The organism is Micromonospora sp. NPDC007220 (assembly GCF_040634035.1).
Lineage (GTDB): Bacteria > Actinomycetota > Actinomycetes > Mycobacteriales > Micromonosporaceae > Micromonospora > Micromonospora reichwaldensis.
In genome coordinates this window covers 1147266-1172831 of sequence record NZ_JBEYEU010000001.1, presented here as the reverse complement: position 1 = coordinate 1172831, position 25566 = coordinate 1147266, and the positions used below count along the sequence as shown (strand labels likewise).

Here is a 25566-nt window from a genome sequence, read left to right as displayed (position 1 = left end):
TCCGGGCCCGGACAGGCTTAACCCGGCCTTAGCGTTCGGGCAGCGTGGCGCTATCCGGACGGGCGCGATCCTGGGAACCAGCAACCGAGGAAGGGTGAACGAGATGAAGCGCAAGTCCCTGATGCTGGCGTCGCTCGGAGGCGCGGCCGTGCTCGTCGTGACCGGTGCGACCTTCGGCGTCGCGGCGGCCGACAACGGCGCGGCCCGGGCGACCACCCTGGCCGCCGCCACCACCGCCCCGACGACCCCGGCCACGCCGGGCACCCCGAGCGGCACCGGGAGCAGCGCCCCGGCGACGAGCGGCGCCCCGACCGCCAGCGGCACCCCGGCGGCGCCCGGCTCCCCGTCGGGCAGTGCTGCGCCGGCCACCGGCGGCGACGCGGTGAGCGAGCAGCGGGCCGGCGAGATCGCGCTGGCCCGGGCGGGCGGCGGCAAGATCGTCGAGGTCGAGCGCGAGGACGAGGACGGCCGGGCCGTGTGGAGCGTCGAGATCGTGGCCGGGCAGACCGAGCACGAGATCGACGTCGACCGGGGCGACGGCACGGTGGTCAAGGCCGAGCAGGAGCCGGTCGACGACGACGATGACGACGACGACCGGGACGACGACGATGACGACTCGGACGACGACGACGGCGACGACGACTGACCCGTGGCCGGTAGCGCCGCCGTCCCGCACTGCGGGGCGGCGGTGTCGTCGTTGCGGGCTGCGGCGGCGGTGTCGTCGTTGCGGGCTGCGCGGCGCGTGGGTGCGGCGGGCGGGCCCGGCCCAGGAAACGGCGCCGGCGACCCGACGCCCTCCGGGCGAGCTGTCGCCGCCGGATGCCGCCCGCCCCGGCGGGCGGGACGGGCCGGTCGGCCCTGTGACCGACACCGATGTCTGGCTACATTGGGGTATGGTGCCCGCCCACGAGGGCCGGGCGGCGGAACCGGTCTACCGCCCCATCCTCGCCAATCGGCGGGGTGAGCTGGAGGCGCTCGGTCATCTCGACGACGTCGTCGCCCCCCTGCTCGCCCCGGTCCTCCAGGTGTCCGTCCTCGACCAGTTCACGCTTGACGTGCTCCGTCGGCTGCCCGACGGGCTGCTCACGGCGGTCGACGTCACCGGCCTGCCCGACGTCCCGGAGGCCGAACTGGTCCGCTGGGGCGTACCGCTGGTGCCGGTGATCGGGCTCGCGGACAGTGACCGGCGCCTGGTGGCGCACGGTGCCGCGGCCCGGGCCCACGCCCAGCGGGCGGTCGTCCGGCTGCGGGTCGGGCACGATCGCGCCGGCCCGGACGCGGCCACGGCGGCGGCGGAACGGGTCTGGCGGCTCACCGGCCTGGTGCCCGAGCAGTGCGACCTGCTCCTCGACGCGGGCGACGTGTGCTGCCGGGCCGACGTACGGGTGGCCGAGCCCCGGGTCCGCCGGTTGTCGGAGTGGGCCCGCCGGCACGCCTGGTCCTCCGTGAGCGTGGCGGCGGGCGGGATGCCCCCGGCGGTGTCCGCCCTGCCCACCGACGAACCGGTGCGCGTCGACCGCTGGGACTGGCAGCTCTGGCAGCGGCTGGCCGACCTCGGCGTCGGGTACGGCGACTACGGCGTCGGCTCCGCGGTGCCCGGCGCCGACCAGGCGGGAGACCGGCTGCCCACCGTCCGCTACACCACCGACGGCGCCTGGTGGGTGTACCGCTGGTCGCGCCGGGGCGGACGCGGCGACGACCGGTTCGCGGACCTGTGCCGCACCGTGGTCTCGGCGCCGCACTGGCCGGCCACGGGCGCGGCCTTCTCCTGGGGTGACCACGAGATCCTGCGGCGGGCCCGCCGGGGTGCCGGTGCCGGGTCCGCCAGCAACTGGGCGGCGTGGAGCACCTCGCACCACCTGGCGCACGTGCTGGCCGCGCTGCCGCAGCGGGGGCGGGAGTCCCGGCCGTGGCGATCCGATCAGGCGCCGCCGGAGCGGGGCCGTCCCGCCCGGCCGCACCGCAACGGGGAGACCCGCCGGGCCGGCTGAGCGTCTCCCCGCCGGGCACCGGTGCGGAGGCGGCGCCCGGCCGTCACTGCTTCTCGGTGAACCCGAACTGCACGATGCCCTCGTCGTCGACGCTCGCGTCCACCGACGCGTCGCCGAGCAGCTCGGCGGCGTCGGAGTCCAGGAAGATGCGGGCGCCCTGGTTGTCGACCACGTGGTCGCCCTCGATCGGTTCGGCGACCAGTTCGACGGTGAGCGAACCCGCGTCGGTGTCGGCGGCGATCCGCACTCCGCCGTCCTCGGCGACGTCCTGCTGGTTGGCGAGGTCTCGGATGACCAGCACGGCGTTGTCGGTCATGGTGAGCATGGCGGAACTCCTCGTGGATTCTCGGATTCGCGGTGCGGGACCGGGACTCGGCCCGCGGGCGAGCACACGTGGGAGGCGATGGAAGGGCGACACTCACATCGCCGTCGCGCTTCGGGGCAGCTCAGGGCCCCTCCACGGCCTACGGTGCCCCCTGCCGGGGCATCCGTCAAATAGAGCGGGGTCAGTGCACGGCACGGGCCGGGGCGAACCGGGCCCGGATCTCGCGTACCGCCGCGCGGCCCGCCCGGTTGGCGCCGATAGTGCTCGCGGAGGGGCCGTACCCGATCAGGTGAATCCGCTCGTCGGCGACCACCCGGGTGCCGTCCATCGTGATACCGCCGCCCGGCGCGCGCAGGCGCAGCGGCGCGAGATGGTCCAGCGCAGCCCGGAAACCGGTGCACCACAGGATCACGTCGGCGGGCACGAACCGCCCGTCGTCCCAGGCCACCCCGTCCGGCGTGATCCGGTCGAAGACGGGTAACCGGTCGAGCACGCCGCGCTCGCGCAGCCGGCGCAGTTCCGGCGTGAGCGGCAGCCCGGTCACGCCGACCACGCTGTCCGGCGGGCGGCCCGCGCGTACCGCCGCGTCGACCAGGGCCACCGCCGCGCGCCCCCGCTCGGAGGTGAACTCCTCGTCGCGGAAGTCGGGCGGGCGCCGGGTCACCCAGGTGGTGCCGGCGGCCACGGTGGAGACCTCGGCGAGCAACTGCACGGCCGACGTCCCGCCGCCCACCACCACGACCCGCCGGCCGGCGAACTCCGCCGGTCCCCGGTAGTCGGCCGTGTGCAACTGCCGGCCCCGGAAGGTCGACCGGCCGGGGTAGTGCGGCCAGAACGGTCGGGTCCAGGTGCCGGTGGCGTTGACCAGGGCACGGGTGGTCCAGGAGCCGTGGTCGGTGTGCACGGCGAGCCGGCCGTCGGCCCGGTCGCGCACCTCCCGGACCCGCACGGGCCGCCGCACCGGCAGGTCGAACTCGCGCTCGTACGCGGCGAAGTAGGCGCTGACCACCTCGGCCGCCGGCCGGTCGGGTCCCGCCACCGGGAAGGGCAGGCCGGGCAGGTCGTGGAAGCCGTGCACCCGGTCGAGCCGCAGCGTGGGCCAGCGGTGCCGCCACGCCCCGCCCGGCCCGTCGCCCCCGTCGAGGATCACGAAGCCGTCCCCGGGGGCGAACCCGGCGCGGGCCAGGTGGTGGCCGGCGGAGAGGCCGGCCTGCCCGGCCCCGATCACCAGCACGTCGACGGAGCGCTCGTCCATGCCGGGTACAACACGGGCGGGCCGGCCCCGCTGCCCGCCGGGAGCGTCTCGCCGGTCACAGCCCGCCGGGCCCACGGAAATTTCTTTCCATCGACGCTCTTTTCTGGCAGATACCTGCATGGCAGCATCACCCCATGCATCGTCGTCTCTTCCCCCGGACGCTCGCGCTGGTGGCACTCGTCGCCGCCGCAGCCACGGCGGGCGCGCCCACCGCCACCGCCGAGTCCCCGACCCCCGCGGCGACCCGGCTGAACGCCACCATCGACGCGATCCTCGCCGACAGCCGGCTGGCCGGGGCGCAGGCCTCGGTGGTGGTCAAGGACGCGACCACCGGAGAGACGGTCTACCACCGCAACGGCGACCGCCGCCTGGTGCCCGCCTCCAACACCAAGCTGCTGACCTCGGCGGCGGCGCTGGAACTGCTCGGGCCGGGCCACCACTTCAGCACCGAGGTGCGGACCAGCGGCGCCCGCCGGGCGGGCCTGGTCTCCGGCAACCTCTACCTGCGCGGCGGCGGCGACCCGACCATGCTCGCCGCCGACTACGACGCGCTGGCCGCGCGGGTCGCCGCCGCAGGCGTCCGGGTGGTCACCGGCAACCTGGTGGCCGACGACACCCGCTACGACAGCACCCGCCTCGGCCCCGACTGGACCTGGGACGACGAGCCGTACTACTACGCCGCGCAGGTCTCCGCCCTGACCGTGGCACCGGACACCGACTACGACGCGGGCACCGTCATCGTCCACGCCGCCCCCGGCGCGACCGCCGGCGCGCGTCCGGTCGTCACCACCACCCCGGCCACCCGGTACCTGAAGATCGACAACCGGGCCGAGACGGTCGCCGGCGGGGAGACGTCGGTCTCCTTCGAGCGCGCGCACGGCAGCAACACGGTCGTGGTGACCGGGCAGATCGCGCTCGGCGCCACGCCGGCGAACGACTGGGTCAGCGTCTGGGAGCCCACCGGCTACGCCGCCGACGTCTTCCGGTCGGCGCTGCGCCGGCACGGCGTACGGGTGCTCGGTCAGACGGTGCTCGGCCAGGCCACCCCGGAGGGCGCGGCCGAGGTGGCGCGGCACCGCTCGATGCCCCTGGCCCAACTGATGGTGCCGTTCCTCAAGCTGTCCAACAACGGGCACGCCGAGGTGCTGACCAAGGAGATCGGCCGGGTGCTCTCCGGCTCCGGCACCTGGTCGGCCGGGCTGACCGCGATCAGCGAGTACGTCGCCGACGCCGGGATGGACACCGGCACGCTGCGCCAGCGCGACGGCTCCGGGCTCTCCCGGCGCAACCTGATCCCCGCCGACGAGTTCGTGGACCTGCTCACCGCCGTGCGCGACGAGCCCTGGTTCGACACCTGGTACGCGGCCCTGCCGGTCGCCGGCGAGGCGGACCGGTTCGTCGGCGGCACGCTGCGCAGCCGGATGCGGGGCACGGCGGCGGCGGGCAACGTGCACGCCAAGACCGGCAGCCTGACCGGCGTCTCCGGCCTCTCCGGCTACGTCACCGACGCCGACGGGCGGGTGCTGGCGTTCTCGATCCTGCTCAACAACTACCTGGCCTCCTCCGTGAAGACGCTGGAGGACCAGATCGCGATCGCCCTGGCCTCGTACACGGGCAGGGGCGTGACCGGCGCGCGGGCCGCGGCCCCGACGGCGCCCGACACCCCCCGGGTCCCGGAGGGCGTGGAGTGCGCCTGGGTCAAGCCGAACGCCTGCTGACCGGCCGGCGGGGCCCGGTGCGGGGGCCCCGCCGGCGCTCAGGCGCCGGGGCGGTGCGGCAGCTCGGCCGCCGGGTCGCCGCGCTCGATCAGCGCGGCGATCTCGGCGGGACGCAGGCCGCGCTGCGCCAGCACCCGGGCACCCCAGCGGTGCAGCCGGCACGGGTGCGGGCTGGCGTCGTTGCGGCAGACCGTCCCGCCGGACCAGTGCCGGGGCGCGTGCACCACGACCGCCCGCACGGCGAACTGGGCGTCCTCGACGGTCACGTACGGCGGCAGCGGGATATCCCGGAGCACCTCCCCGGACGGCTCCCCGGCGCCCCGGGGGGCGGTCGGACGGACGGTGCGGGCGGTGACGCTGCTCATCGGTGTGGCCTCCACAAGGGATGGTCGGAGATGGACAGCAGAAAGTTACGACAGGCGCGACGCGGCGCGACGGACAAACTGTCCCGCAGGGTGGACACGGACCCGCCCGCCGGCACCGGACGGCGGTCCGGGCGGGACCACCGTCGGGGCGGAGCCGCCGGTCAGCCGGCCGCCCGCTCCCGCAGCCGGGCGGCCGTCCGGCGGGGGTCGTAGTCGGGGGCGACGCCGTCGACGATCAGCGCCGCACCCGGGATGTGCCGGGTGCGCAGCGGCAGGATCTCCTGGTACGCCGGCGAGTCGTACCAGGCCCGGGCCCGGTCCAGGTCGGGGAACTCGATGATGACCACGGTGCCCGGCCAATCGCCCTCCCTGACCTCCACCTCGGCGCCGTGCACCCGGAACCGGCCGCCGAACGGGTCCAGCGTGGCCTGGATCCGCTCGATGTAGGTGAGGATGTCCTCGTGGGCCGGGGTGTCGTAGAGGTGGGCGAGCGCGAACGCGGGCATGGTGCCTCCCGGGAGCCGGTCCGCCCGGCCGGACGACCGGGGCGGTACGCCGAGTCTCCCGCCGGCGCGTGCCCGGCGTCGATTACCCGTGGGGTAACGACGGCAGGTCGCCCCGCTCAGACGCGGTCGAGCACGACGACGGGGATCTCCCGGTCGGTCTTCTCCTGGTACTCGTCGTACGCCGGCCAGATGGCGGCCATCGTGGACCACATGCGCGGCTTCTCCCCCGCCGTCGCGGTACGCGCCCGCGCGGTGAACCGCTCGGCGCCCACCTGCACCTCGACCAGCGGCTCGTCGAGCAGGTTGAGGTACCAGGCCGGGTGCTTCGGGTCGCCGCCCTGCGAGGCGACGACCAGGTAGGCGTCGCCGTCGCGGCCGTAGATCAGCGCGGTGCGGCGCAGCTTCCCGCTGCGCCGTCCCCGGGTGGTCAGCAGCAGCGTGAAGACCCCGGGCTGCCACTCGTGCCCCTCGGCGCCGCCGGTCTCGACGTACCGCCGGATGTGGTCGGCCACCCAGCCCTGCGGGCTGTCCAGCACCTGCTCGCCCATCGGCCCTCCCGTTCGCCCTCGCGCACCCGGTCGTCGCGATCACGCTACTCCGGGCAGCGGCCGGTCGCCGGGCGAACGGGGCCGCCCGGGCACCCGGGTCATCCCAGCGCGACCGCCTGGACGCCGACGTTGCCGCAGTCGTCACTGAACGCCTGCTCCACCGTCCAGGTCAGCACCAGCCGGCTGCCCTTCGGCGCCTGGAACCGGATGGTGAACTCGGTGGACCGGCTGGTGTGCCGGTCCTCGATCCGCAGGGTCCGGCTCGGACCACCGACGGACAGGCGGGCGTCCAGCCGGCCCCGGGCCATCCACACCCCGCCGTACAGCCGGACGGTGCGCGCCTGGCCGTCGGCGGCCACCGCGAGCGTGAAGCCGCTGCCGGCGCCGCACCGGTAGACCCCGTGCGGCGAACCGCTCGCCGACGCCACCGGGCTGCCGTCGCGCCAGCTGAAGCTCTCCTGGTTGTCGTCCCAACCGCCCCGCCGGCCGGTGCCGCCCTCGTCGCGGATCTCGCCGGAGCCGCCGCGCTTGCGGACCGTCGACTCCGCGCCGCGCAGGCCCCAGTGGAGCCAGTCGCGGCGGCCCACCGTGGTCAGGTCGACCTCGCCCGGCGCCTCGGCCATGCTGGCGGCGAGCACCGCCCGCACCGGTGGCGCCGACGTCGACGGCGTGGGTGGCGTGGGTGGCGTCGGGGACGGGCTCGGCGGACGCTGCCGGGGCCGCAGCCCGGGCGAGACCAGGCCGGCGTCGAGGTCGCGCCCCTCCACCCCGGGAAAGCCGCTCGGCCGGCCGGCGCCCGCCGGTACGTCGCCGGCGGTCTCCCCGCCCGGCTCGGGGTCGCCGGCGGTCAGGTACGACACGAGGGCGAACAGGCAGGCGACCACGGCGATCCCCTCGACGGCCCACCGGCGGCGCTGCCTGGCCCGGGCCAGCCGCCGCAGGCCGGTGCGGGTGTGCCCGGCCGGCGGAAGGGGCGGTTGCCGTGTCCCGGGCGGGGCTGCCGGGTCGCCGTGTCCCGACGGCCGGATGTGCTGTCGGGTGAGGTCTTCCTCCGCCACCGGCCCTCCACTCCCCACCGGCCCCGGCCGGACGCGGACGTCCATTGTGGGCGGCCCGCGCCCGCACCGCCACGTCCGTCGCGCCGGACGGACGGGCGTGTCCAGTTCGTCACCGGACGGTAGCGGACATCGACCAGGACGGTGGTCTCGGGTCGGTGCCGCCGGCCCGGCAGGCGATCCGGACGCCCGGGGTCGGCTCTCTCAGCGGATCTCGAAGCCCAGCGCCTGCGCGATCACCATGGCCTGCGCGGCGTCGACGATCGCCCCGGCCCGCTCCACCGCCGTCGGGTCGAGCGCGGTCAGGTCGCTGCCGCGCAGGTCGGCCCCGGTCAGCCGGCAGCGGTGCAGTTGCGCGGCGGAGAGGTCGACGCCGGTCACCGTGGCCCCGGTCAGGTTGGCCCCGGTCAGGTCCGCCTCGCGCATCCGCACGTCCGTGATGCGGACCCCGCGCAGGTCGGCCCCGGGCAGCGCGACGAACGACCAGTCGCCGCCGGCGACCGTCAGCGGTCGCAGGTCGCACTGGGTGAAGGTGCTGCCCACGAGCTTGCAGCCGGTGAACTCCGCCTCGAAGAGGTTGCACCGCTGGAAGGTGCAGCGGGTGAAGGCCGAGTCGGTGTGCCGGGAGGAGTTGAAGCGCGTGTTGCCGAAGGTGCAGCCGTCGAAGACCGCGCCCCGGCTCACCGCCTCGGACAGGTCGACGTCGAAGAACGTGCAGCGGACGAAGTGCCGGTCCACCAGCTCCTCGGCGTACCAGTCCTCGTTGCGGAAGGTCTCGTCCTCGGTCAGCTCGGGCATCGGGCCAGGCTATCGAGGTGGTGGGACAACGGCGGGCTGCCCCTTCCGGCGAGGCGTACCGGCTAGTAGTTTCGGCGACGTGAGTGTGGCACGCAGCATCGACCCGGACCAGATCGGCTTCGACCCGGCGCGGTTGGCGCGCATCGACGAGCACTTCGGCAGGTACGTCGACGACGGTCGCCTCGCCGGCTGGCAGGTGCTGGTCACCCGCCGCGGCGAAATCGCCCACTCGTCGACGTACGGGCTGCGCGACGCGGAGGCGGGCAGGCCCGTCGAGGCGGACACGCTCTGGCGCATCTACTCGATGACCAAGCCGGTCACCTCCGTCGCCGCGATGATCCTGTGGGAGGAGGGCCGCTTCGAGCTGACCGACGAGATCAGCCGGTGGCTGCCCGAGTTCGCCGACCTGCGGGTCTACTCCAAGGGCTCGGCGCTCAAGCCCTTCACGGTGCCGGCGGCCGAGCCGATCCGGGTGTGGCACCTGCTCACCCACACCGCCGGCCTGACGTACGGCTTCATGCAGACCTCGGTGGTCGACGGCATCTACCGGGCCGCCGGCTACGACCTGTACCCGCCGGCGGACGTCGACCTGGCGACGGCCTGCCAGGCGTTCGGCGAGCTGCCCCTGCTGTTCCAGCCCGGCACCGCGTGGGGCTACTCGGTCGCCACCGACGTGCTCGGCCGGCTCGTGGAGGTGGTCTCCGGGCAGAGCCTGGACGCCTTCTTCGCCGACCGGATCTTCCGCCCGCTGGGCATGACCGACACGCACTGGTGGGCCGAGGGCGACACCGCCGACCGGCTCGCCGCCCTCTACGCGCCCGACCCGCGCACCGGCCGCGCGTTCCGCTACGACAAGCTGGGCGCCCTGGCGTACGAGAAGCCACTGCTGCTCTCCGGCGGCGGCGGCCTGATCTCCAGCGCCGCCGACTACCACCGGTTCACCCAGATGCTGCTGCGCGGCGGCGAGCTGGACGGGGCACGCCTGCTGGGGCCGCGCACGGTGCGCTTCATGACCCGCAACCACCTGCCCGGCGGGCAGGACCTGGAGACCCTCTCCGCCGGTGGTTTCGCCGAGACCACCCTCGACGGGATCGGCTTCGGGCTCGGCTTCGCCGTGGTCGACGACCCCGTGCCGAGCCGGGTGCCGAGCAGCCCCGGCGAGTACTACTGGGGCGGCGTGGCGAGCACGGCCTTCTGGGTCGACCCGGCCGAGGAGGTCACGGCCCTGTTCTTCACCCAGCTCATGCCGTCGAGCACCTACCCGATCCGGCCGCAGCTGCGGCAGCTCGTCTACTCCGCCCTGGTCGACTGAGCCGGGTCACCGCTGCCGGCACTCCTCCGTCCCGTCCGGGGACGTCCAGCACTCCGTGCGCACCCCGGCCGCGCCGGTGACCCGGAAGGGGCGTCCCGCGTCGTCGACCGTGACGGTGCCGATGCGTCCCTGCGCAGCCCAGTCCACCTCGACCTTCCAGTCGCAGTCGCAGTTCTCCGTGTAGCCGATGACGAGGAACGTCTCGGCGTCGGACAGGGACACCCGGTACGGGAAGCGGATCTCCCTGCGCTCGTGCTCGGGGACGAACTCCTCGCCCTCCTCGAACAGGCCGGCCGTGAGCAGGGGAGGATCCTCGTCCAGGGTCGCGTGGACCCACCGGTAGGCCGTCGGGCCGCCTCCGCCCGGGGCGGCGAACACGCCCCGCAGGGCGGGACGCCGCGCCACCACCCGCACCCGCAGGTCGGTGAGGGTCACCTGGGCCTCGTCGACCCCCTGCACCGTGAAGGAGACGTGCTGCCGGGAGGCCGGCACTGCGGCGGCATCCCTGGCCCACCGCGACCAGTCTTCCGACCAGGCCGGCCGTGCGGGGACGTGCGCCAACGGCGCCTCGACCACCCAGCCGTCCGGCGGGTCGTGGCCGACGCGGACCGCGACCGTGAACGGCAGCGCGTCGGGGTCGGGCGGAGGCGGCGGGGGCGTGACGGGAAGGAGTCCCCAGGCGAGGAGCCAGGCGGTCAGCATCGCCGTGACGACGGCCGCGAGGACCCCGGCGAACCAGCGGCCGGCGGGCGGCCCGGCAGGCGAGAGCCGGCGCACCAGTGCCCGCACCCGGTCGGACCGGGCCGGCCTCGGCCCCTCCGACTGCCCCTCCACCGGACCGGGACGCCCGGTCGGCGCTTCGGGCGGGTCACGTTGCTCCGTCATGGCGCCACCCCCGCCTCCAACGTCACGGTCCGACACCAGTGCACCCCGAAGCGTGCGACGACGCAAGGGGCGGTTGCGCCGCGCGGGATCCACGGTCCGCCAGCGCGCGATGTCGCCGGTCAATAGCCTGGAGACGAGCCACGTCCGCCGGGCCGGACGGGCCTGGCGGGAGGCGGTATGAGCAACATCGTCGTGTTCGGCGCGGGTGGCACCGCGGGATCGCGGATCGCCGCCGAGGCGGTGGGCCGGGGGCACCGGGTCACCGCGGCGGTGCGCCGGCCGGAGGCCACCTCGTACCTGCCGCCGGCGGTCACGGTGGTCACCGGGGACGCCACCAGCGAGCGGAGCGTACGGGAACTGGCGCCCGACACGGACGCCATGGTGGTGGCGATCGGCGGCGGTGAGCACGCCCTGTGGCTCGACGCGGCGCGCAACCTGGTCGGCGCGCTGCGCGGCATGCCGGCCGCGCCCCGGATCATCCACGTGGGCGGCGGCTCGACCCTGCTCACCCCGAAGGGCACCCGCTACCTCGACGAGCCGGACTTCCCCGAGGAGTACCGCGAGGCGGCGCGGGGGCAGGCCGAGGCCCTCGACTTCTACCGCTCCTCGGCCGACGGGGTGACCTGGACGTACGTCTCGCCGCCGCCGCTGGAGTTCCATCCGGGCGAGCGCACCGGGCACTACCGCACCGGCGGCGACCAGCCGGTGACCGACCACGAGGGCCGCTCGGTGCTCAGCTACGAGGACCTGGCGGTGGCGATCGTGGACGAGATCGAACAGCCGCGTCACGAGAACGCCCGCTTCACCGCCGCGTACTGAGTGGCGCGGGGCGGCCGCAGCGGTGCCGTGGGCGCTGGATCAGTCGGCGAGGCGGGCGGGGAAGCCGCCGGTGGCGATCGGGCCCCAGGCGTCGATGGTGACCCGGATCAGCGACTTGCCCTGGCGGACCATCGCCGCCCGGTACTCGTCCCAGTCCGGGTGCTCGCCCGAGATGCAGCGGAAGTACTCCACGAGCGGCTCCAGCGCCGCCGGCAGGTCCAGCACCTCGGCGGTGCCGTCGAGCTGCACCCACGGGCCGTTCCAGTCGTCGGAGAGCACGCACGCCGACACCCGTGGGTCGCGGCGGATGTTGGCGACCTTGGCCCGCTCGGGATAGGTGGAGATCACCAACCGGCCCTCGCCGTCCACCCCGGCGGACACCGGGGACGACTGCGGCCGACCGTCGGCGCGGGTGGTCATGAGCACCACCCGGTGCCGCGGTCGGAGGAACTCGGTCAGCCCGGCCCGGTCGATCCGGGTGTTCGTCGCGATGCTGCGTGCCATCGTTCGTTCCTACCAGGGCTTCCGTCGCACGGCGACCGCACCGGACGGAACGGGCCCGACGCACACCGGGATCGCGCGGCGGCCTCAGCGGGGTCGCGGGGCGGCGCGGTTGGCGGCGGGCTGGGCCGGCACCCGGGGGCGGACCGAGGGCCGCCAGGCGCGGCCGTTGGCGTAGATCACCCGGAAGCCGAGGTACGAGGCGAGGGGCGCCCAGTGCGCGGAGCCCATCCGCAGCTCGGCGGCGTTGTGGCGCTGCCCGTTGGCCAGCACGTCGAGCAGGACGGTCTCGAAGGCGGCCGACTCGACCCAGTCCACCTCCCGGGTGTACCCGCAGATCAGGGCCGCTCCGGTGGCGTCGAGGAAGTCCCGCAGCACCGCGTCGGAGGCGCGCAGCACCGAACAGCTGCCGAAATAGAGCCGCCGACCCTCGCAGCGGCCCGCCATCAGCTCGGCGACGTCGGCGAGCGCCACCGATTCCCAGTCGGTGAGGCAGAGCCGACTCGGCTCCCCGTGCATGGCGAAGAAGCCGACCCGGTGGTCGGCGTACTGCTTGAGCAGCCAGCGGTCGACGAAGTAGAAGAGTTCGTCGCGGGTGGCCGCGTCCTTGTGGATGAAACGTATCTTCCCGAGCCGTTCGAGCAGTTCCAGGGTGGGCAGGACGGAGCCGCGCTCGTTGAGGTCGCGGTGCCACTGGCCCTCGATGCAGAAGACGCCACCACGTGCCATGCCGCCCCCTCCCCCGGTCCCGCCGGCGCTGACGTTACCGGGTCGGGCCGGCGGGAGAACATCACCCGGCGCGTGCCGACCTGCGGCCTTGCGTGCGGTTCGCGCTTTCCTGTGGCCTGTTGCCGATCAATGGGCGTTTCGCAATTCGCGTAATGCCCAGGCAACACCCAGGAACGGCGAATCGTGAGGACAATTCTCGTTAATCGCCGCGAACCATCCGTCGGCCTGCCAGGGTGGAAATGCGGGACGGGCAGGCCGATGTCCCGGATGCCACCCCATTCCCACTCCTATCGGGAGGACTTCTGTGCGCGTTAACACCCTGAAACGGGCGGCTGTCGCATTCGCCCTGGCGTTGCCGGCAGCCGCTGTCGCCACGGTGGTCGCCGCGCCAGCGGCCCATGCCGACGGCTGCTACACGTGGCAGCGCAACCTCTACCAGGGGCGCTCCGGCGACGACGTCCGCCAGTTGCAGATCCGGGTCGCCGGGTGGGCCGGCAACCGGGACATCGTGGAGAACGACGGCCGCTACGGACCGAAGACCGCCGCCGCGGTCAAGCGGTTCCAGGCCGCGTACGGGCTGCGCGCCGACGGCATCGCCGGACCGCAGACGTACGGCAAGCTCTACGACCTCCAGGACGACGACTGCACGCCACGGCACTTCAGCTACAGCGAGATGGACGACGGCTGCGGTCGCGGGGGCTGGAGCGGCGGTCCGCTCTCCGCCGCGCAGACCCGGCAGAACGCGCTGCGCACGATGTGGAAGCTGGAGGCGTTGCGGCGCAGCCTCGGCGACAAGCCCCTCCTCGTCAGCAGCGGTTTCCGCAGCCGCGCCTGCAACAACCAGGTCGGCGGGGCGTCCGACAGCCAGCACCTCTACGGCAACGCCGCCGACGTGGTGTCGCGCACCAGCTCGCTGTGCCAGATCGCCCGCGACGCCCGCAACCGGGGCTTCAGCGGGATCTACGGTCCCGGTTACCCGGACCACGACGACCACGTGCACGTGGACTCGCGGCGGGAGAACAACAGCGACGACACCTCGAACACCACCAGCTGGTCCGCGCCGGACTGCGGCATCGGCGCCGGCCGCGACTGAGCCGGTCGGACAGGCCACGCCGAACCGGGCGGACAGGCACCACGCGCCGAGCCGGTCCGGACAGGCCACGCAGAGCCGGACGAACGACGACGCCGGCCCGGGCGCGGGTGCCACCCCGCGCACCGGGCCGGCGTCGTGTCCCCGGGTCCCGCCGAGCGGGCGTACCTCCGCCCGGCGTGCCGGGGACCGGCGGCCCCGCCGGCGGACGAATCCGCTCAGCTCGCCCGGGGCCAGCGCGGCGCGGGGGCGGGGGGAGCCACCGGCCGGGCGGGGGCGGCGGGACGGGCGCCGGGCGCGACCGCGCGCGGGCCGCCCGGGTGCCCGCCGGTGGTACGTGGTGCGCGGGTGGTCGGCGCGGGGCCGGTCACCGTGAACGGGAACGGCACGTGCACGAAGGGGTTGCCGTGCCGCACCAGGGCGTCGATCTGTCGCTCGTTGAGCCCGTGCCGCGCCAGCACCCGCCGGCCCCAGCGGTGCAGCCGGCACGGGTACGTCGCGCCGTCGTTGCGGCACAGCGGCCCGGCCGGCCACTCCTCGGCGGCGTGCACCACCACCGCCCGGACCGCGAGCCGGACGTCCTCGGGGGTCAGGGGCGCCGGCACCGGCACCTCGCCCAGGATCTGGTCGATGGGATCCGTCGACTGCTCACCAACCCGCACGGCAGGCCTCCCGTGGCTCCGGCAGCGGTGCGGCTGACCCGCCGCACCGCATCCTCGGCGACTGGTACGGCCCCCGCCCCCGGAAGGTTCAATCGCGCCTCAGACGAGGCCGGCGTCGTGTACCAGCAGGGCGACCTGGACCCGGTTGTTCAGGCCGAGCTTCACCAGCAGCCGCGACACGTACGCCTTGACGGTCGCGACGCTCATGAACAGCTCGGCGGCGATCTCCGCGTTCGTCCGGCCCTGCCCGAGCGCCACCGCGACCTCGCGTTCCCGGTCGCTGAGCCCGGCGAGCTGCCGCAGCGCCCGCTCCCGGCGCGGGTCGGGGCCGCCCGCCGCGCCCGGCGCGGTCACGTGGTCGATCAGCCGGCGGGTCACCGCCGGGGAGAGCATCGCCTCGCCCGCCGCCACCCGGCGCACCGCCCGCACGATCTCGGCCGGCGGGGTGTCCTTGAGCAGGAAGCCGCCGGCCCCCGCCCGCAACGCCCGGAGCACCTGCTCGTCGGCGTCGAAGGTGGTCAGCACCAGCACCTCGGGCGGGTCGGGCGACGCGCGCAGCGCCTCGGTGGCCGCGAGACCGTCGAGCCGGGGCATCCGGATGTCCATCAGCACCACGTCCGGCGCGCAGGCGGCCACGGCGGCGGGCACCTCGCTGCCGTCGGCGGCCTCCCCGACCACGAGCAGGTCCGGCACCCCGCCGAGGATCATCGACAGGCCGGCCCGCACCAGCGCGTCGTCGTCGACGAGCAGCACCCGTACCGGCCGGCCGGGGTCGGGGCCCGGCCCGCTCACGCCGGCCACGGCAGCCAGGCGGCCAGGCGGAAGTCGCCCGCGTCGTCCCGCCCGTACTCCAGCCGGCCGCCGGCCAGGCTGACCCGCTCCGCGATGCCGACCAGGCCGGTGCCGGCGCCGGGGATCTCCGGGCCGGCGATGCCGCCGACCGGCCACCGGTTGCGGATCTCCACGGTCAGCCCGTCGCCGGGGGCGCCGGCCACGTCGACGGTGACCGCCGCGCCGGCGGCGTGCTTACGGGCGTTGGTGAGCCCCTCCTGCACGATCCGGTAGACGCTGCGCCCCACCGCAGCGGGCACCCGTTCCGCCAAGGTGACCACCTCGCGGACGCCGATCCGCGCCCCGGCCGACCGGGACTCCTCGACGAGCGCCGGCAGATCGCCCAGGGTGGGCTGCGGTCGCTCGGGATCCTCCTCGGCGGTGGTCTCCGCGCGGAGCACCCCGATCACCTCGCGCAGATCCTGCAACGCGGCGTGGGCGCTGCCCCGGATCACCCCGGCCGCCCGCGCCACCTCCTCCGGCGGCGCGTCCGGCCGGAACTCCAGCGCGCCGGCGTGCAGGCTGAGCAGCGAGATCCGGTGCGCCAGCACGTCGTGCATCTCGCGGGCGATGCGGGTGCGCTCCAGGTGCCGGGCCTGCGCCACCCGCAACTGCTGCTCCGCCTCGGCCCGCTCGGCGCGCTCGCGCAGCGACACGACGAGCTGCCGCCGGGCCCGCACGAACATCCCCCACGCCAGCACGGAGAGGCTGAGCACCACCCCCCAGACGGTGGTCGCCCAGTACGGCATCTGGGGGTCCGGGCGCAGGTAGCTGAAGGCGAAGTTGGTGACCAGGCCGGCGGCGGTCAATCCCAGCGCGACGGCCGTGCGCCGGTGCACCACCACGGTGAAGTAGATGATCAGCAGCGGGATCGCCGCCGCCATCGAGAACAGCGTCAGCGGCACGGTCGCGACGGCGAGCCCCACCGGCCACCGGCGCCGCAGCCAGATCAGCGCGCAGCAGGCGAGCCCAAGCAGGGCGTCGACCGGGACCATCCAGCGCTGCGGCAGCGGCGTGGCGAACTCCGGGTCGGCCGAGGCCGCGTCGGCCGTGGCGAGCAGGACCCAGCCGAGGGAGAGCAGGAAGCAGAAGCCGTCCACCACCCAGTCGCGGGTGGTGCGACGCGGCCCCCGCCCCACCCGCGCCGCCGGATCGACGCTCAGCGCCCCCGGCAGCAGCCAGGGGTGCTCCGGTACGGCGGCACTGGTCACGCGACCATGCTAGGCAGCCGCCCGGCGAACCGACCAGCTACCAAAGTCGAGACCCTGGCGTCGACCAAGGTAGCCGCCGGACGAGACCGTCGGCCGCAGCGCGCGACCGGGTGGCTCCGGCAGCGTGGCCGGCATGATCAGCGTGGAACACCTCACCAAACGGTACGGGCGGCACACCGCCGTCGACGACGTGTCGTTCCGCTGCGAGCCGGGCACCGTCACCGGCTTCCTGGGACCGAACGGCGCCGGCAAGTCCACCACCATGCGGATGATCTGCGGGCTCACCCCGCCCAGCGGCGGCGGCGCGACGGTCGGCGGCCGGCCGTACCGGGAACTGCCCAACCCCGGGCGGGAGGTCGGCGTGCTGCTGGACGCCTCGGCCCAGCACGCCGGGCGCACCGGGCGGGAGGCGCTGACCGTGGCCGCGGCGACCATGGGCGTGGACCGCCGGCAGGTCGCCACCAAGCTCGACCTGGTCGGGCTGAACGAGGTCGCGGCGAAGCGCCGCCTCCGGGCGTACTCGTTGGGGATGCGGCAGCGGCTCGGCCTCGCGCACGCGCTGCTGGGCGACCCCCGGGTGCTGATCCTCGACGAGCCGGCCAACGGCCTGGACCCGGAGGGGATCTTCTGGATGCGCGGCCTGCTGCGCGACTTCGCCGACCGGGGCGGCACCGTGCTGCTCTCCTCCCACCTGCTGCGCGAGGTGGAGGCGGTCGCGGACCAGTTGGTGGTCATCGGGGGCGGCCGGATCGTGGCCCAGGGCGACAAGGCCGAGTTGCTGGCCGGCGGCGGGACGCTGGTGCGGGCCCGCGACGGCGGGGCGCTGCGCGGCGCGTTGGAGCGGGCCGGGCTGACGGCCACCGAGGGCACCGAGGGGCTGCTGGTCCACGCCGACGCCGAGGCGGTCGGGCAGGCCGCCGCCGACGCCGGCGTCGCCCTCACCGAACTGCGGTCCGCCGGCAGCGGCGGCCTGGAACAGCTCTTCCTCACCCTGACCGCCGGCGCGTCGACCCAGGAGGCCGTCCGATGACCACCGCCACCACCGCCAGCCCGCCCGCCACCACCGCGCCCCAGCGCCATTCCGGCGTACGCCGGCCGTCGCTGCTCCGGCTCACCGGCGTGGAGCTGCGCAAGCTCGTCGACACCCGGGCCGGGCTCTGGCTGCTGATCACCATCGGCCTGCTCGCCGCCGCCCTCGTGGTGGTCCAGTTGATCTGGTCGGACGACGCCGAGCAGACCTTCCCCAACTTCTTCCTCCCCTCGATGCTGCCGATCGGCCTGCTGCTGCCCGTGCTGGGCATCCTGTCGATCACCGGGGAGTGGTCCCAGCGCACGGCGCTCACCACGTTCGCCCTGGTGCCCCGGCGGGGCCGGGTGATCGTCGCGAAGCTGGTCGCGATGGTGCTGGCGGCCCTGGCGTCGGTGCTGGTGAGCCTCGGCGTGGCCGCCGTCGGCACGCTCGTCGCCGGCGCCACCGGCGGCGCCGGCACCTGGCGCATGGAGTGGGCCCTGGTGCTGCACGCCGTGGCGCTCCAGGTGGCCAACGTGCTGATGGGGGCCGGCTTCGGTCTGCTGCTGCTCAACACCCCGCTGGCGATCGTCGGCTACCTGCTGCTGCCGACCGTCTGGTCGATCCTCGGCGAGATGATCCGGCCGCTGCGCGGACCGGCGGGCTGGCTGGACACGGGCCGCACCATGGAGCCGCTGCTCACGCCCGACGTGACCGCCGGGCAGTGGGGACGGTTCGCCGTGTCGCTGCTGGTCTGGCTGGCCGTGCCGCTGGTCGCGGGGCTGGTCCGCACGCTGCGGCGCGAGGTGTCCTGACGGTGGACGGCTACGGTGCGCCCACCGTCGTCGACGGCGGCGCGGCGGAACTGGCGATCCTCTGGGGCGGGTTCCCGGCACTCGGCGCGGGCGCCGGGTGGCTGCTCGTCGCCGGCGCGGAGTGGATCGCCGGGCTGTCCTGGGCTCCCGCGCAGGACCTGTTCGAGCTGGTCGCCCGGCTGCCGGACCCGCAGGCCGGCATCGGCGGGCTGGCCGTCGGCACGCTGGGCGGCCTGCTGGTCGCCGCCGTCGGCACCGCCGAACGGCTCGCCGTCACCGTCGACACCGAACGGGTCCGGCTGCGCCGCGACCGCAAGGACCGGCAGGTCGGGCGGCGACCGGTGCGCGCCGTCTTCGTCGACGGCAAGGACCTGGTGCTGCTCGGCGCGGACGACGAGGAACTGGTCCGGGAGCGGTCGGACCTGGCCGTCGACCGGCTGCGCGACGCCTTCCGGACGCACGGCTGGCCGTGGACCGACGGCGACCCGCACCGGGACGCGTACCGGCGGTGGGTGCCGGACCTGCCGGGGCTGCCGACCGGCGCGGACGCGCTGCTGCGGGCCCGGCAGCGGGCGCTCGACGCCGACCGGGGTGGCGAGGCCCGGGAGCTGCGCGGCGAACTGGGCCGCACCGGGGTGGTGGTCCGCGACGACGGCCGGCGGCAGTACTGGCGGCTGACCCGTGCCGCCCCGCGTCCCCGGCCGGAGGACGCGACTTCGGCTGAGCCGGAGGTCGAGGGCCGGTAGCGTTGCTCCCGACGGGTCCCGGGGCACGGGGAGCGCGCGATGACCGAGCAGCAGCCGTACCGGGTGGTGGCCCGGCACCCCGGCTTCGAGCTGCGCCGCTACCCGGCCCACCTGGTCGCCGAGGTGCGGGCGGAGGGGGCGTTCGAGCAGGCCGCCCGGGACGCCTTCCGGCCGCTGGGCGCGTACCTGCGCGGTGCCAACCGCGCGCGGCGGGCGACCGACCGGGAGACGGGCCCGCAGACGATCGCGATGACGGTCCCGTTCGTGCAGGAGGAGGGGGACCGGCCGGGCCACTGGCTGGTGTGGCTCGTGATGCCGGCGGGCCTCACCGCCGACACGCTGCCCGAGCCGGCGGACCCCCGGGTGCGCACCCGGTTGGTCCCGGCACAGCTCGCCGCCGCGACGCGCTTCGCGGGCCGCTGGACGGCCCGGGCGTTCGACCGGCGGGCGACCGCGCTGGGCCGGGCGGTCACCGCGGCCGGGCTGCGCCCCACCGGCGCGGTCCGGTACGCGCGCTTCGATCCGCCGTGGAAGCCGTGGTTCCTGCGCCACAACGAGGTCGTGCTGCCGATCGCCGAGTGAGCCGGGTGCCGCGGCCCGGCACGGGGCGCTCCCGGCCGGACCGGCGCGGCTACCCCCGCCGGGGTACGCCCGCGGGCCGGGGCCGAGGGCTGGTCACCGACGCCAGCAGTTCGTCGAGCGCGTCGACCTCGGCCCAGCCGTTCACCGCGATCCGGCCGGCGGCGTCGACGGTCACCTCGACCCGGTCCGGGCTGTGCGACACCTCGTCGAGCAGTCCCGGGAAGCGGTCGCCGAGCAGCACGAACTCCTGATTGGTGGAACCCACCCAGGGCCGCCGGCTGTCGATCCGATCGGCCAGGAACGGCCCGGCGACGAGGAGGTCGGTCGCCGCCAGCAGCGCCGCGACGTCGTCCCGGCCGGCGTCGACCGCCCGGTGCAACTGCGCCCGGGTGTAGCCCGTGAAGGTCATCACCGAACGCCCGGCGGCGCGTACCCCGGCGGCGACGGCCGCCAGCGGGGCGGCCTGGTCGAAGGGCTCGCCGCCCAGCAGGGTCAGCCCCTCGGTGCCGGCGTCGAGCGCCCGGCGCACCAGATCGGCGGGGGCGACCCGGTCCCCGCCCCGGAAGCTCCACAGGTGCGGGTTGAAGCAGCCGGGGCAGCGGATGGCGCAGCCCTGCACCCAGACGGCCGTCCGCTCGCCCGGGCCCTCGGCGCGGGTGGCGGCCAGGAAGCGCGCCACCGCCACCGTCTCCACCCCCACCGGCGGGCGCGGTCCGGGACCCTCGTCAGACATCGAGGACCCGGCCGGGCGGCGGCCGGTCGGGCGCCGGCCCGGCGGGCGGGACGCACTCCACGGCGTCGCGCAGGCGCGCGTACTCGTGGGGGGCCAGGTTGGCGGCGGCGGCGAACTCGGCCAGGCTGCCGAAGGACCCGCGCCGCTCCCGCTCGGCCAACACCTGCCGGGCGCGCTGCGGGTCGAAGCCGGGCAGCGCCGCGAGGTCGCCCGGCCCGGCCGCGTTGACGTCGACCGGTGGTCCGGCCGGCGGCCCGGAGGCCGGCGCGTCCGGCTGCCCCGGGGCCGGCGCGTCCGGCTGCCACGGAAGCGACGTGATCGGCCCGGTGGGAAAGGGGTCGACGGCCGGCGCCAACGTCGGGTCGGCCGCCAGCGGCGGATACCCCGTCGACGTGGGCGGATGTCCCGTCGTAGAGGCGGGCGGGTACACCGGCGACCCCGGCGGATAGGCCGACGACGCGGGCGGATAGGACGGCGACCCCGGCGGGTAGGACGACGATGCTGGCGGGTAGGACGACTCGGGCGGGTAGGACGACGACCCCTGCGGGTACGCCGGCGAACCCGGCGGATAGGCGGGCGACGCGGGCGGGTACCCCGGCGGGTAGGCCGGGGACGGGTAGCCCGCCGTCGAACCGGGCTGATACGTCGGGGACATGCCCGGGTAGGGATGGGGGATCGGGCCGGCGGGAGCCGCCCCGGGCAGCGGAGCCAGCGGGTACGCGCCGCCGGGCCACGCCGTCGCCGCGAACCTGGCGCGGCGGTCCGTGAGCCAGCGCAGCCACGCCGGATTGATCAGCGCGGCATGCAGGATGCTGGCGATCCACACGGCCAGGAGCACGCCGACCGCCCAGTCGCTGAGGGCGCTCTCCTGGTCCGACTCGCCGACGACGAGGAACGCCGCCGAGCCCACCACGGTGTAGAAGATGCCGGGGAGCCACCACGCCGCGCGCTGGGCCCGCAGGCCCACGTAGATGAATCCGAGGCCGCCGAGGCAGCTGCACCCGAGGACGGGCAGCAACAGCCACCAGCTCTGCAACACCTGCCACGTCGTGCTCGGCCGGGGGACGGCCGGGGGCGGCCAGCCAGGGTTAGGCGCGTTCGACATCGCGCTGCTCCTGCCGCTCGGGCACGGCGGCGCGGTCGCGGTCGGCGGTGTACGCGCTGCGTACCGTGCGGGCCGCCAGCAGGTCCTCCAGCACGGCGATGTAGTCGAGGCACCCGTCGCCGAGCACGTCCCTGGTCTCGGCGCTCACGACGCCCTCGCTGGTCACGGTGACCACGATCCGCGGCTGCCCGCCCATCACGACCTGCCCTCGACGGCGAACACCAGGCGGACGCTCGCGTCCTCGGTGACCTGTTCGGACTCCAGCCGCAGCCCGGCGGCGGGGGCCTGCTCGCGCAGCCGCTCCAGCACGGCCCGCTGGACCTGCCGCCCGTACGCGGCGTCGATGGCCCGGACCGCCTCGACGGCCCGCGGCTCGTCGACCTCGCCCGTGAAGTGCGCCGACCAGATGCCGTCCTCGCCGCGCCGGAAGCCGGCCCGCACGTCGGCCCAGTCCGCGATGACGGCGTCCGGTTCGGTGGTGACCACCGCGCCGGTGTCGCGCAGCGCGGCGACGAGCAGCGTCTCGTCCCGCATCCGGGTCTGCACCTGGCAGACGACGTGCCCCTCCCCGTCCCGTCCGGCGGTCGCGGCGTGCGTCGCGGCGACGGCGGCGACGGCCAGCGGCAGGAGTATCAGTGAGACGCTCATCGGGGCCCCCTCCCTCGGTTTCGACCCACAGACTAGAACTCGACCGCTCGCCCGCCCTGCCCCCGTTGCTGCCCCGGACCGCCGGGGCGGGCGCCGCCCGGGCCGACGGGACGACCACCGAGGTCCCAGTCCTCGGCGGCGGTGGCGGCGACGGCGCGGGCGTCGGCCCAGGAGCGTACGGCGTCGATGCGTTCCGCCTGGGTGACACTGAGCGGCACCATGCTGACCAGTGCCCGGACCAGGTCGTCGCGGCGCAGCGGACGCCGTTCGGCGAAGGCGTCGAAGAGCCCGCCGACGACGGCCTGCTCGATCTCGGCCCCCGAGTAGCCCTCGCTGAGTCCGGCGAGTTCGCCGAGCAGGGCGTCGTCGGGCGTCAGGGCACCGGCGACGGCCGGGTTGCGCAGCCGCCGGGCGAGGTGGACCCGCCAGATCGACGCGCGTTCCGCGCGGGTCGGCAGGTCGACGAAGAAGATCTCGTCGAAGCGCCCCTTGCGGAGCAGTTCCGGGGGCAGCCGTTCGAAGTCGTTGGCGGTCGCGATGACGAAGACGGGCCGGGACTTCTCCTGCATCCAGGTCAGGAAGGAGCCGAAGACCCGGGCGGAGGTGCCGGAGTCGTTGGCCCCGCCGACGAAGCCCTTCTCGATCTCGTCGACCCACAGCACGCAGGGTGCGGTCGCCTCGGCGGTCCGGATGGCGGTGCGCATGTTCTGCTCACTCGACCCGACGAGCCCGGCGAAGACCCGGCCGACGTCCAGCCGCAGCAGCGGCAGGCCCCAGGCCGAGGCGATCGCCTTCGCGGTCAGCGACTTGCCGCAGCCGGGCACGCCGGTGATCAGGACGCCCCGGGGCGCGGGCAGCCCGTACGCCGCCGCCTCGGCCAGCCAGGAACCGTCCCGCTTGGCCAGCCAGCGTTTCAGGTTCTCCAGCCCGCCGACGTCGGCGAGGTCGACCGGGGCGTCGACGAACTCCAGCAGCCCCGACTTGCGTACGGTCTGCCGCTTCTCCTCGTGCACGACCGCGAGGTCTCTGCCGTCGAGCACGCCGTCGTTCACCATGGCGCGGGCGAACGCGTTCTCCGCCTCGTGCAGGGTGAGCCCGAGGGCCGCCTTGGCGAGCCGTTCCCGGCCGAGGTCGTCCAGGGCGACGCGGATCCGGCCGCCGGCGGAGTTGGCGGCGATCATGCCGTCGAGCACCCGCCGGATCTCCGTCTCGGTGGGCAGCGGGAAGTCGATGATCGTCACGTCCTTCTCCAGCTCCACCGGGATGTGCAGCACCGGCGAGACCAGGACGAGGGTGCGCGGCACCGGGCCGGCCTTGAAGGCCGCCACCACGTCCCGCAGCCGGCGGACCACGCCGGGGGTGCCCGGCCGGTCGCTGCTGCCGTGCGCCGGGTGCAGGTCCTTGAAGATCAGCACGCTGGGGTGGTCGAGGCGCAGCACGGCGGCCAGCGCGTCCTCCGGGTCGGTGGTGCCCTTGCGGGCGACGCCGTCGGGCTGCACGAGCCCCGTCGTCAGCGACCAGGTCCACACCGCCCGTGGCGTGCGGACGAGGGTGGCGTCCCGGGCGACGGCGCAGACCTCGGCGACCACCCGCTGTTCCTCGGACGACTCGACGTAGAGCACCGGGAAGCGCGCCTTGAGCATCTGCGACAGTGCGTCACGGAACGGCACCACCACCGTCGCCCCCTCCCACCCCACCGACGAGCAGCGCGACTCTAACAGCCCCCGCCCACCGCCCACTCCGGCGTCGATCATGGGATTGCCGGCGGGGATTCCGGCATTTCCCTCCGCCAACCTCGTGGCCGCCGGCGGGGGTCAGGCGGCGAGGATCAGGATGGCCAGGATCGCCAGGAGGGCCGAGAACGCCGCCGAGGTCAGCCGCCGCCACGGCGGTGCGCCGCCCAGCGACGGCAACCCCCGCCAGCGGTACGCGGCCAGGACGATCCCCGCCGCCGAGACGCCGGCGCCGAGCGGCCAGAGCCAGCCGGGAACCATCGACCAGTCGCCGAGCCGGTGGCCGAGGGCGGGGTAGAGCACCGCCCAGGCGACGGCGGGCGCCAGGGTCAGCCGGTCGGGGGCCCGGCGGGTGGTGCCGAGCAGGCTCAGCCCGCCGAGGAAGGTGAGCACCACCGCGAGCCCGGCGCCGATCCAGACGGGCAGCGGCGGGCCGTCGCCGTCGGCGTCCCGCGCCGGCACGCCGAGCAGCCGCAGCCCGATCGGCTCGACGCCCTTGGCGGTGTTGCCGAGCACCACCACGCCCCGCCCGGTGGCCCGCTCGAAGCCCAGGTAGGCGTGGAAGCCGCCGGTGGCGCCGTTGTGCCAGACGATCTCGCGGTCGCCGTACCGGGTGGTGAACCAGCCGTAACCGATCCGGTTGCGGTCGTCCTCGGTGAAGCGCGGGGTGGCCGCGTCGGCGCCGGGCGCGGTGCCGGCGAGCGTCGCGCCGAGCAGCCGGGCCAGATCCCCGGCGGTCGACCAGGGGCCGACTCCGGCCGGCGCGTAGCCGCCGCTGACCCAGGCCTCGACCGCGCGGCCGCCGGCCGTGGAGCCCTCGGCGCGCCCGGGCGGCAGGGCGTCGGCGTCGGTCGCCACCACTGTCGACGTCATGCCGAGCGGTCGCAGCAGCTCACGGTCGAGCAGTTCCGGGTACGACGTGCCGGCCCGGGTGGCGAGCGCCTGCCCGAGCAGCGCCACGCCGAGGTTCGAGTAGTGGACCTCTCCGCGCCCGTCGCCAGGCTCCTCCTCGCCGGCGGCGTCGAGCAGCCACCCGGCGTCCCGGCCGGCGTAGGGGTTGCCGCCGGTGAGGTTCGCCCACCAGGCCCCGACCAGGTCCCCGACCGAGGTGGTCGCGAGGCGGGGCAGGCCGGAGCGGTGGCTGGCCAACTCGGCGAGGGTCGCCTCGCGGGTGGGCCCGCTCAGCTCGGGCAGCACGGCGCCGACCGGGTCTTCGGGGCGTACCGCACCGGTCGCGGCCTGCCGGGCGAGGAGCATCCCCGTCATCACCTTGGTGATCGAGCCGATCTCGAACGGGGTGCCCGGCTCCACCGGGCGGCCGGCCCGGTCGCGGTCGCCCAGGCCCGCGGTGCGGACGCGGCCGTTCTCCAGCACAGCGACGGCGAGGCCACGGTGGCCCCCGGCGTCGGGCAGCGCCGCGCGGACGTCGGCGGCCAGCGAAGTGTCGCCGGTGCTCTGCCGGGTCAGCCGGGGCTCACGCGGCATGATCCCGAGGGCCGCGACGGCGCCGACGAGACCGACGACCAGGGCGAGGACGATCGGCTTGCGCATGGTGCTTCCCTCCGTCGGGGGCTTTCGGCGGGTCGGCGCCCAC

At 75.4% G+C, this 25566-nt stretch carries 29 protein-coding genes; 10 read left to right on the top strand and 19 right to left on the bottom strand.

What is annotated here, in order from left to right:
- Positions 1-103: 103 nt before the first annotated feature.
- Positions 104-646, top strand: coding sequence for a PepSY domain-containing protein (locus tag ABZ573_RS05565; RefSeq protein WP_358115846.1), 543 nt, complete (start codon positions 104-106; stop codon positions 644-646).
- 247 nt (positions 647-893) lie between these two features.
- Positions 894-1991: a hypothetical protein gene (locus tag ABZ573_RS05560; RefSeq protein WP_192581318.1), complete on the top strand. Its 1098-nt coding sequence runs from the start codon at positions 894-896 to the stop codon at positions 1989-1991.
- 43 nt (positions 1992-2034) lie between these two features.
- Here the strand turns inward: ABZ573_RS05560 and ABZ573_RS05555 are convergent, their stop codons facing one another.
- Positions 2035-2316 (bottom strand): adhesin, encoded by a 282-nt coding sequence (locus tag ABZ573_RS05555; protein WP_132233810.1) that lies wholly within the window; start codon positions 2314-2316, stop codon positions 2035-2037.
- 181 nt (positions 2317-2497) lie between these two features.
- Positions 2498-3571, bottom strand: coding sequence for an NAD(P)-binding domain-containing protein (locus tag ABZ573_RS05550; RefSeq protein WP_358115842.1), 1074 nt, complete (start codon positions 3569-3571; stop codon positions 2498-2500).
- Between the two features lie 134 nt (positions 3572-3705).
- Between ABZ573_RS05550 and dacB the strand changes: the two genes are divergently transcribed.
- On the top strand, positions 3706-5289 hold the full coding sequence (gene dacB, locus ABZ573_RS05545) for a D-alanyl-D-alanine carboxypeptidase/D-alanyl-D-alanine-endopeptidase (RefSeq protein WP_358115839.1): 1584 nt from the start codon (positions 3706-3708) through the stop codon (positions 5287-5289).
- A gap of 38 nt (positions 5290-5327) precedes the next feature.
- Here the strand turns inward: dacB and ABZ573_RS05540 are convergent, their stop codons facing one another.
- The 5 genes from ABZ573_RS05540 to ABZ573_RS05520 all read right to left on the bottom strand — a co-directional run bounded on the left by ABZ573_RS05540 (position 5328) and on the right by ABZ573_RS05520 (position 8561).
- Positions 5328-5654: a hypothetical protein gene (locus ABZ573_RS05540; protein ID WP_192581317.1), complete on the bottom strand. Its 327-nt coding sequence runs from the start codon at positions 5652-5654 to the stop codon at positions 5328-5330.
- 161 nt (positions 5655-5815) lie between these two features.
- Positions 5816-6160: a DUF1330 domain-containing protein gene (locus tag ABZ573_RS05535; protein WP_151453601.1), complete on the bottom strand. Its 345-nt coding sequence runs from the start codon at positions 6158-6160 to the stop codon at positions 5816-5818.
- Positions 6161-6276: 116 nt separating this feature from the next.
- The gene (locus tag ABZ573_RS05530; protein WP_132233802.1) at positions 6277-6708 is read right to left on the bottom strand and encodes a nitroreductase family deazaflavin-dependent oxidoreductase; all 432 of its coding nucleotides are present in this window, start codon (positions 6706-6708) and stop codon (positions 6277-6279) included.
- Between the two features lie 98 nt (positions 6709-6806).
- Positions 6807-7766: a hypothetical protein gene (locus tag ABZ573_RS05525; protein WP_358115835.1), complete on the bottom strand. Its 960-nt coding sequence runs from the start codon at positions 7764-7766 to the stop codon at positions 6807-6809.
- A 201-nt stretch (positions 7767-7967) separates the two neighbouring features.
- On the bottom strand, positions 7968-8561 hold the full coding sequence (locus ABZ573_RS05520; RefSeq protein ID WP_151453600.1) for a pentapeptide repeat-containing protein: 594 nt from the start codon (positions 8559-8561) through the stop codon (positions 7968-7970).
- Positions 8562-8640: 79 nt separating this feature from the next.
- Here ABZ573_RS05520 and ABZ573_RS05515 point away from each other — a divergent pair, with 79 nt between their 5' ends.
- A complete protein-coding gene (locus ABZ573_RS05515; protein WP_151453599.1) occupies positions 8641-9873 on the top strand; it encodes a serine hydrolase domain-containing protein in 1233 nt (410 codons plus the stop codon).
- 6 nt (positions 9874-9879) lie between these two features.
- Here the strand turns inward: ABZ573_RS05515 and ABZ573_RS05510 are convergent, their stop codons facing one another.
- A complete protein-coding gene (locus ABZ573_RS05510; RefSeq protein ID WP_151453598.1) occupies positions 9880-10758 on the bottom strand; it encodes a hypothetical protein in 879 nt (292 codons plus the stop codon).
- 177 nt (positions 10759-10935) lie between these two features.
- Between ABZ573_RS05510 and ABZ573_RS05505 the strand changes: the two genes are divergently transcribed.
- On the top strand, positions 10936-11577 hold the full coding sequence (locus ABZ573_RS05505) for an NAD(P)H-binding protein (RefSeq protein WP_132233794.1): 642 nt from the start codon (positions 10936-10938) through the stop codon (positions 11575-11577).
- 39 nt (positions 11578-11616) lie between these two features.
- Here the strand turns inward: ABZ573_RS05505 and ABZ573_RS05500 are convergent, their stop codons facing one another.
- Entirely contained in the window at positions 11617-12081 is a 465-nt protein-coding gene (locus ABZ573_RS05500) for a PPOX class F420-dependent oxidoreductase (RefSeq protein ID WP_151453597.1), read from the bottom strand.
- Between the two features lie 84 nt (positions 12082-12165).
- Complete coding sequence (locus tag ABZ573_RS05495; RefSeq protein WP_151453596.1) at positions 12166-12807, bottom strand: DUF6642 family protein; 642 nt, start codon at positions 12805-12807, stop codon at positions 12166-12168.
- A 304-nt stretch (positions 12808-13111) separates the two neighbouring features.
- On the opposite strand from ABZ573_RS05495, the gene ABZ573_RS05490 reads away from it, so the two are divergent.
- The gene (locus ABZ573_RS05490) at positions 13112-13900 is read left to right on the top strand and encodes a D-Ala-D-Ala carboxypeptidase family metallohydrolase (RefSeq protein WP_151453595.1); all 789 of its coding nucleotides are present in this window, start codon (positions 13112-13114) and stop codon (positions 13898-13900) included.
- 215 nt (positions 13901-14115) lie between these two features.
- Here ABZ573_RS05490 and ABZ573_RS05485 read toward each other — a convergent pair whose 3' ends face one another.
- From ABZ573_RS05485 to ABZ573_RS05475, 3 genes are all read right to left on the bottom strand, one after another.
- Positions 14116-14559: a hypothetical protein gene (locus ABZ573_RS05485; RefSeq protein ID WP_327030623.1), complete on the bottom strand. Its 444-nt coding sequence runs from the start codon at positions 14557-14559 to the stop codon at positions 14116-14118.
- A 99-nt stretch (positions 14560-14658) separates the two neighbouring features.
- Entirely contained in the window at positions 14659-15369 is a 711-nt protein-coding gene (locus ABZ573_RS05480; protein WP_327031156.1) for a response regulator transcription factor, read from the bottom strand.
- Positions 15348-16601, bottom strand: a complete 1254-nt coding sequence (locus ABZ573_RS05475; RefSeq protein ID WP_151456987.1) for a histidine kinase — start codon at positions 16599-16601, stop codon at positions 15348-15350. The genes ABZ573_RS05480 and ABZ573_RS05475 overlap by 22 nt, the downstream gene beginning before the upstream one ends.
- A gap of 133 nt (positions 16602-16734) precedes the next feature.
- On the opposite strand from ABZ573_RS05475, the gene ABZ573_RS05470 reads away from it, so the two are divergent.
- From ABZ573_RS05470 to ABZ573_RS05455, 4 genes are read left to right on the top strand one after another with little or no spacing between them, the layout of a single operon-like run.
- The gene (locus ABZ573_RS05470; protein WP_151456986.1) at positions 16735-17631 is read left to right on the top strand and encodes an ATP-binding cassette domain-containing protein; all 897 of its coding nucleotides are present in this window, start codon (positions 16735-16737) and stop codon (positions 17629-17631) included.
- Entirely contained in the window at positions 17628-18425 is a 798-nt protein-coding gene (locus ABZ573_RS05465) for an ABC transporter permease (protein WP_358115828.1), read from the top strand. Before ABZ573_RS05470 ends, ABZ573_RS05465 begins: the two co-directional genes overlap by 4 nt.
- Before the next feature lie 2 nt (positions 18426-18427).
- The gene (locus ABZ573_RS05460; protein WP_358115825.1) at positions 18428-19171 is read left to right on the top strand and encodes a hypothetical protein; all 744 of its coding nucleotides are present in this window, start codon (positions 18428-18430) and stop codon (positions 19169-19171) included.
- A 39-nt stretch (positions 19172-19210) separates the two neighbouring features.
- Positions 19211-19753, top strand: a complete 543-nt coding sequence (locus ABZ573_RS05455; protein WP_151456983.1) for a heme-binding protein — start codon at positions 19211-19213, stop codon at positions 19751-19753.
- Between the two features lie 49 nt (positions 19754-19802).
- Here ABZ573_RS05455 and ABZ573_RS05450 read toward each other — a convergent pair whose 3' ends face one another.
- The 6 genes from ABZ573_RS05450 to ABZ573_RS05425 all read right to left on the bottom strand — a co-directional run bounded on the left by ABZ573_RS05450 (position 19803) and on the right by ABZ573_RS05425 (position 25523).
- A complete protein-coding gene (locus ABZ573_RS05450; RefSeq protein ID WP_358115822.1) occupies positions 19803-20486 on the bottom strand; it encodes a 4Fe-4S cluster-binding domain-containing protein in 684 nt (227 codons plus the stop codon).
- Complete coding sequence (locus tag ABZ573_RS05445; protein ID WP_358115819.1) at positions 20479-21591, bottom strand: helix-hairpin-helix domain-containing protein; 1113 nt, start codon at positions 21589-21591, stop codon at positions 20479-20481. Before ABZ573_RS05445 ends, ABZ573_RS05450 begins: the two co-directional genes overlap by 8 nt.
- Positions 21575-21787, bottom strand: coding sequence for a DUF2997 domain-containing protein (locus tag ABZ573_RS05440; protein ID WP_132233770.1), 213 nt, complete (start codon positions 21785-21787; stop codon positions 21575-21577). The genes ABZ573_RS05445 and ABZ573_RS05440 overlap by 17 nt, the downstream gene beginning before the upstream one ends.
- Positions 21787-22239: a hypothetical protein gene (locus tag ABZ573_RS05435; protein WP_151456979.1), complete on the bottom strand. Its 453-nt coding sequence runs from the start codon at positions 22237-22239 to the stop codon at positions 21787-21789. The genes ABZ573_RS05440 and ABZ573_RS05435 overlap by 1 nt, the downstream gene beginning before the upstream one ends.
- Before the next feature lie 32 nt (positions 22240-22271).
- Positions 22272-23936 carry an AAA family ATPase gene (locus tag ABZ573_RS05430; RefSeq protein WP_358115815.1) on the bottom strand — a complete coding sequence of 555 codons (1665 nt, stop codon included), beginning with the start codon at positions 23934-23936 and terminating at the stop codon, positions 22272-22274.
- Between the two features lie 117 nt (positions 23937-24053).
- Positions 24054-25523 carry a serine hydrolase domain-containing protein gene (locus tag ABZ573_RS05425; RefSeq protein ID WP_358115812.1) on the bottom strand — a complete coding sequence of 490 codons (1470 nt, stop codon included), beginning with the start codon at positions 25521-25523 and terminating at the stop codon, positions 24054-24056.
- Positions 25524-25566: the final 43 nt, after the last annotated feature.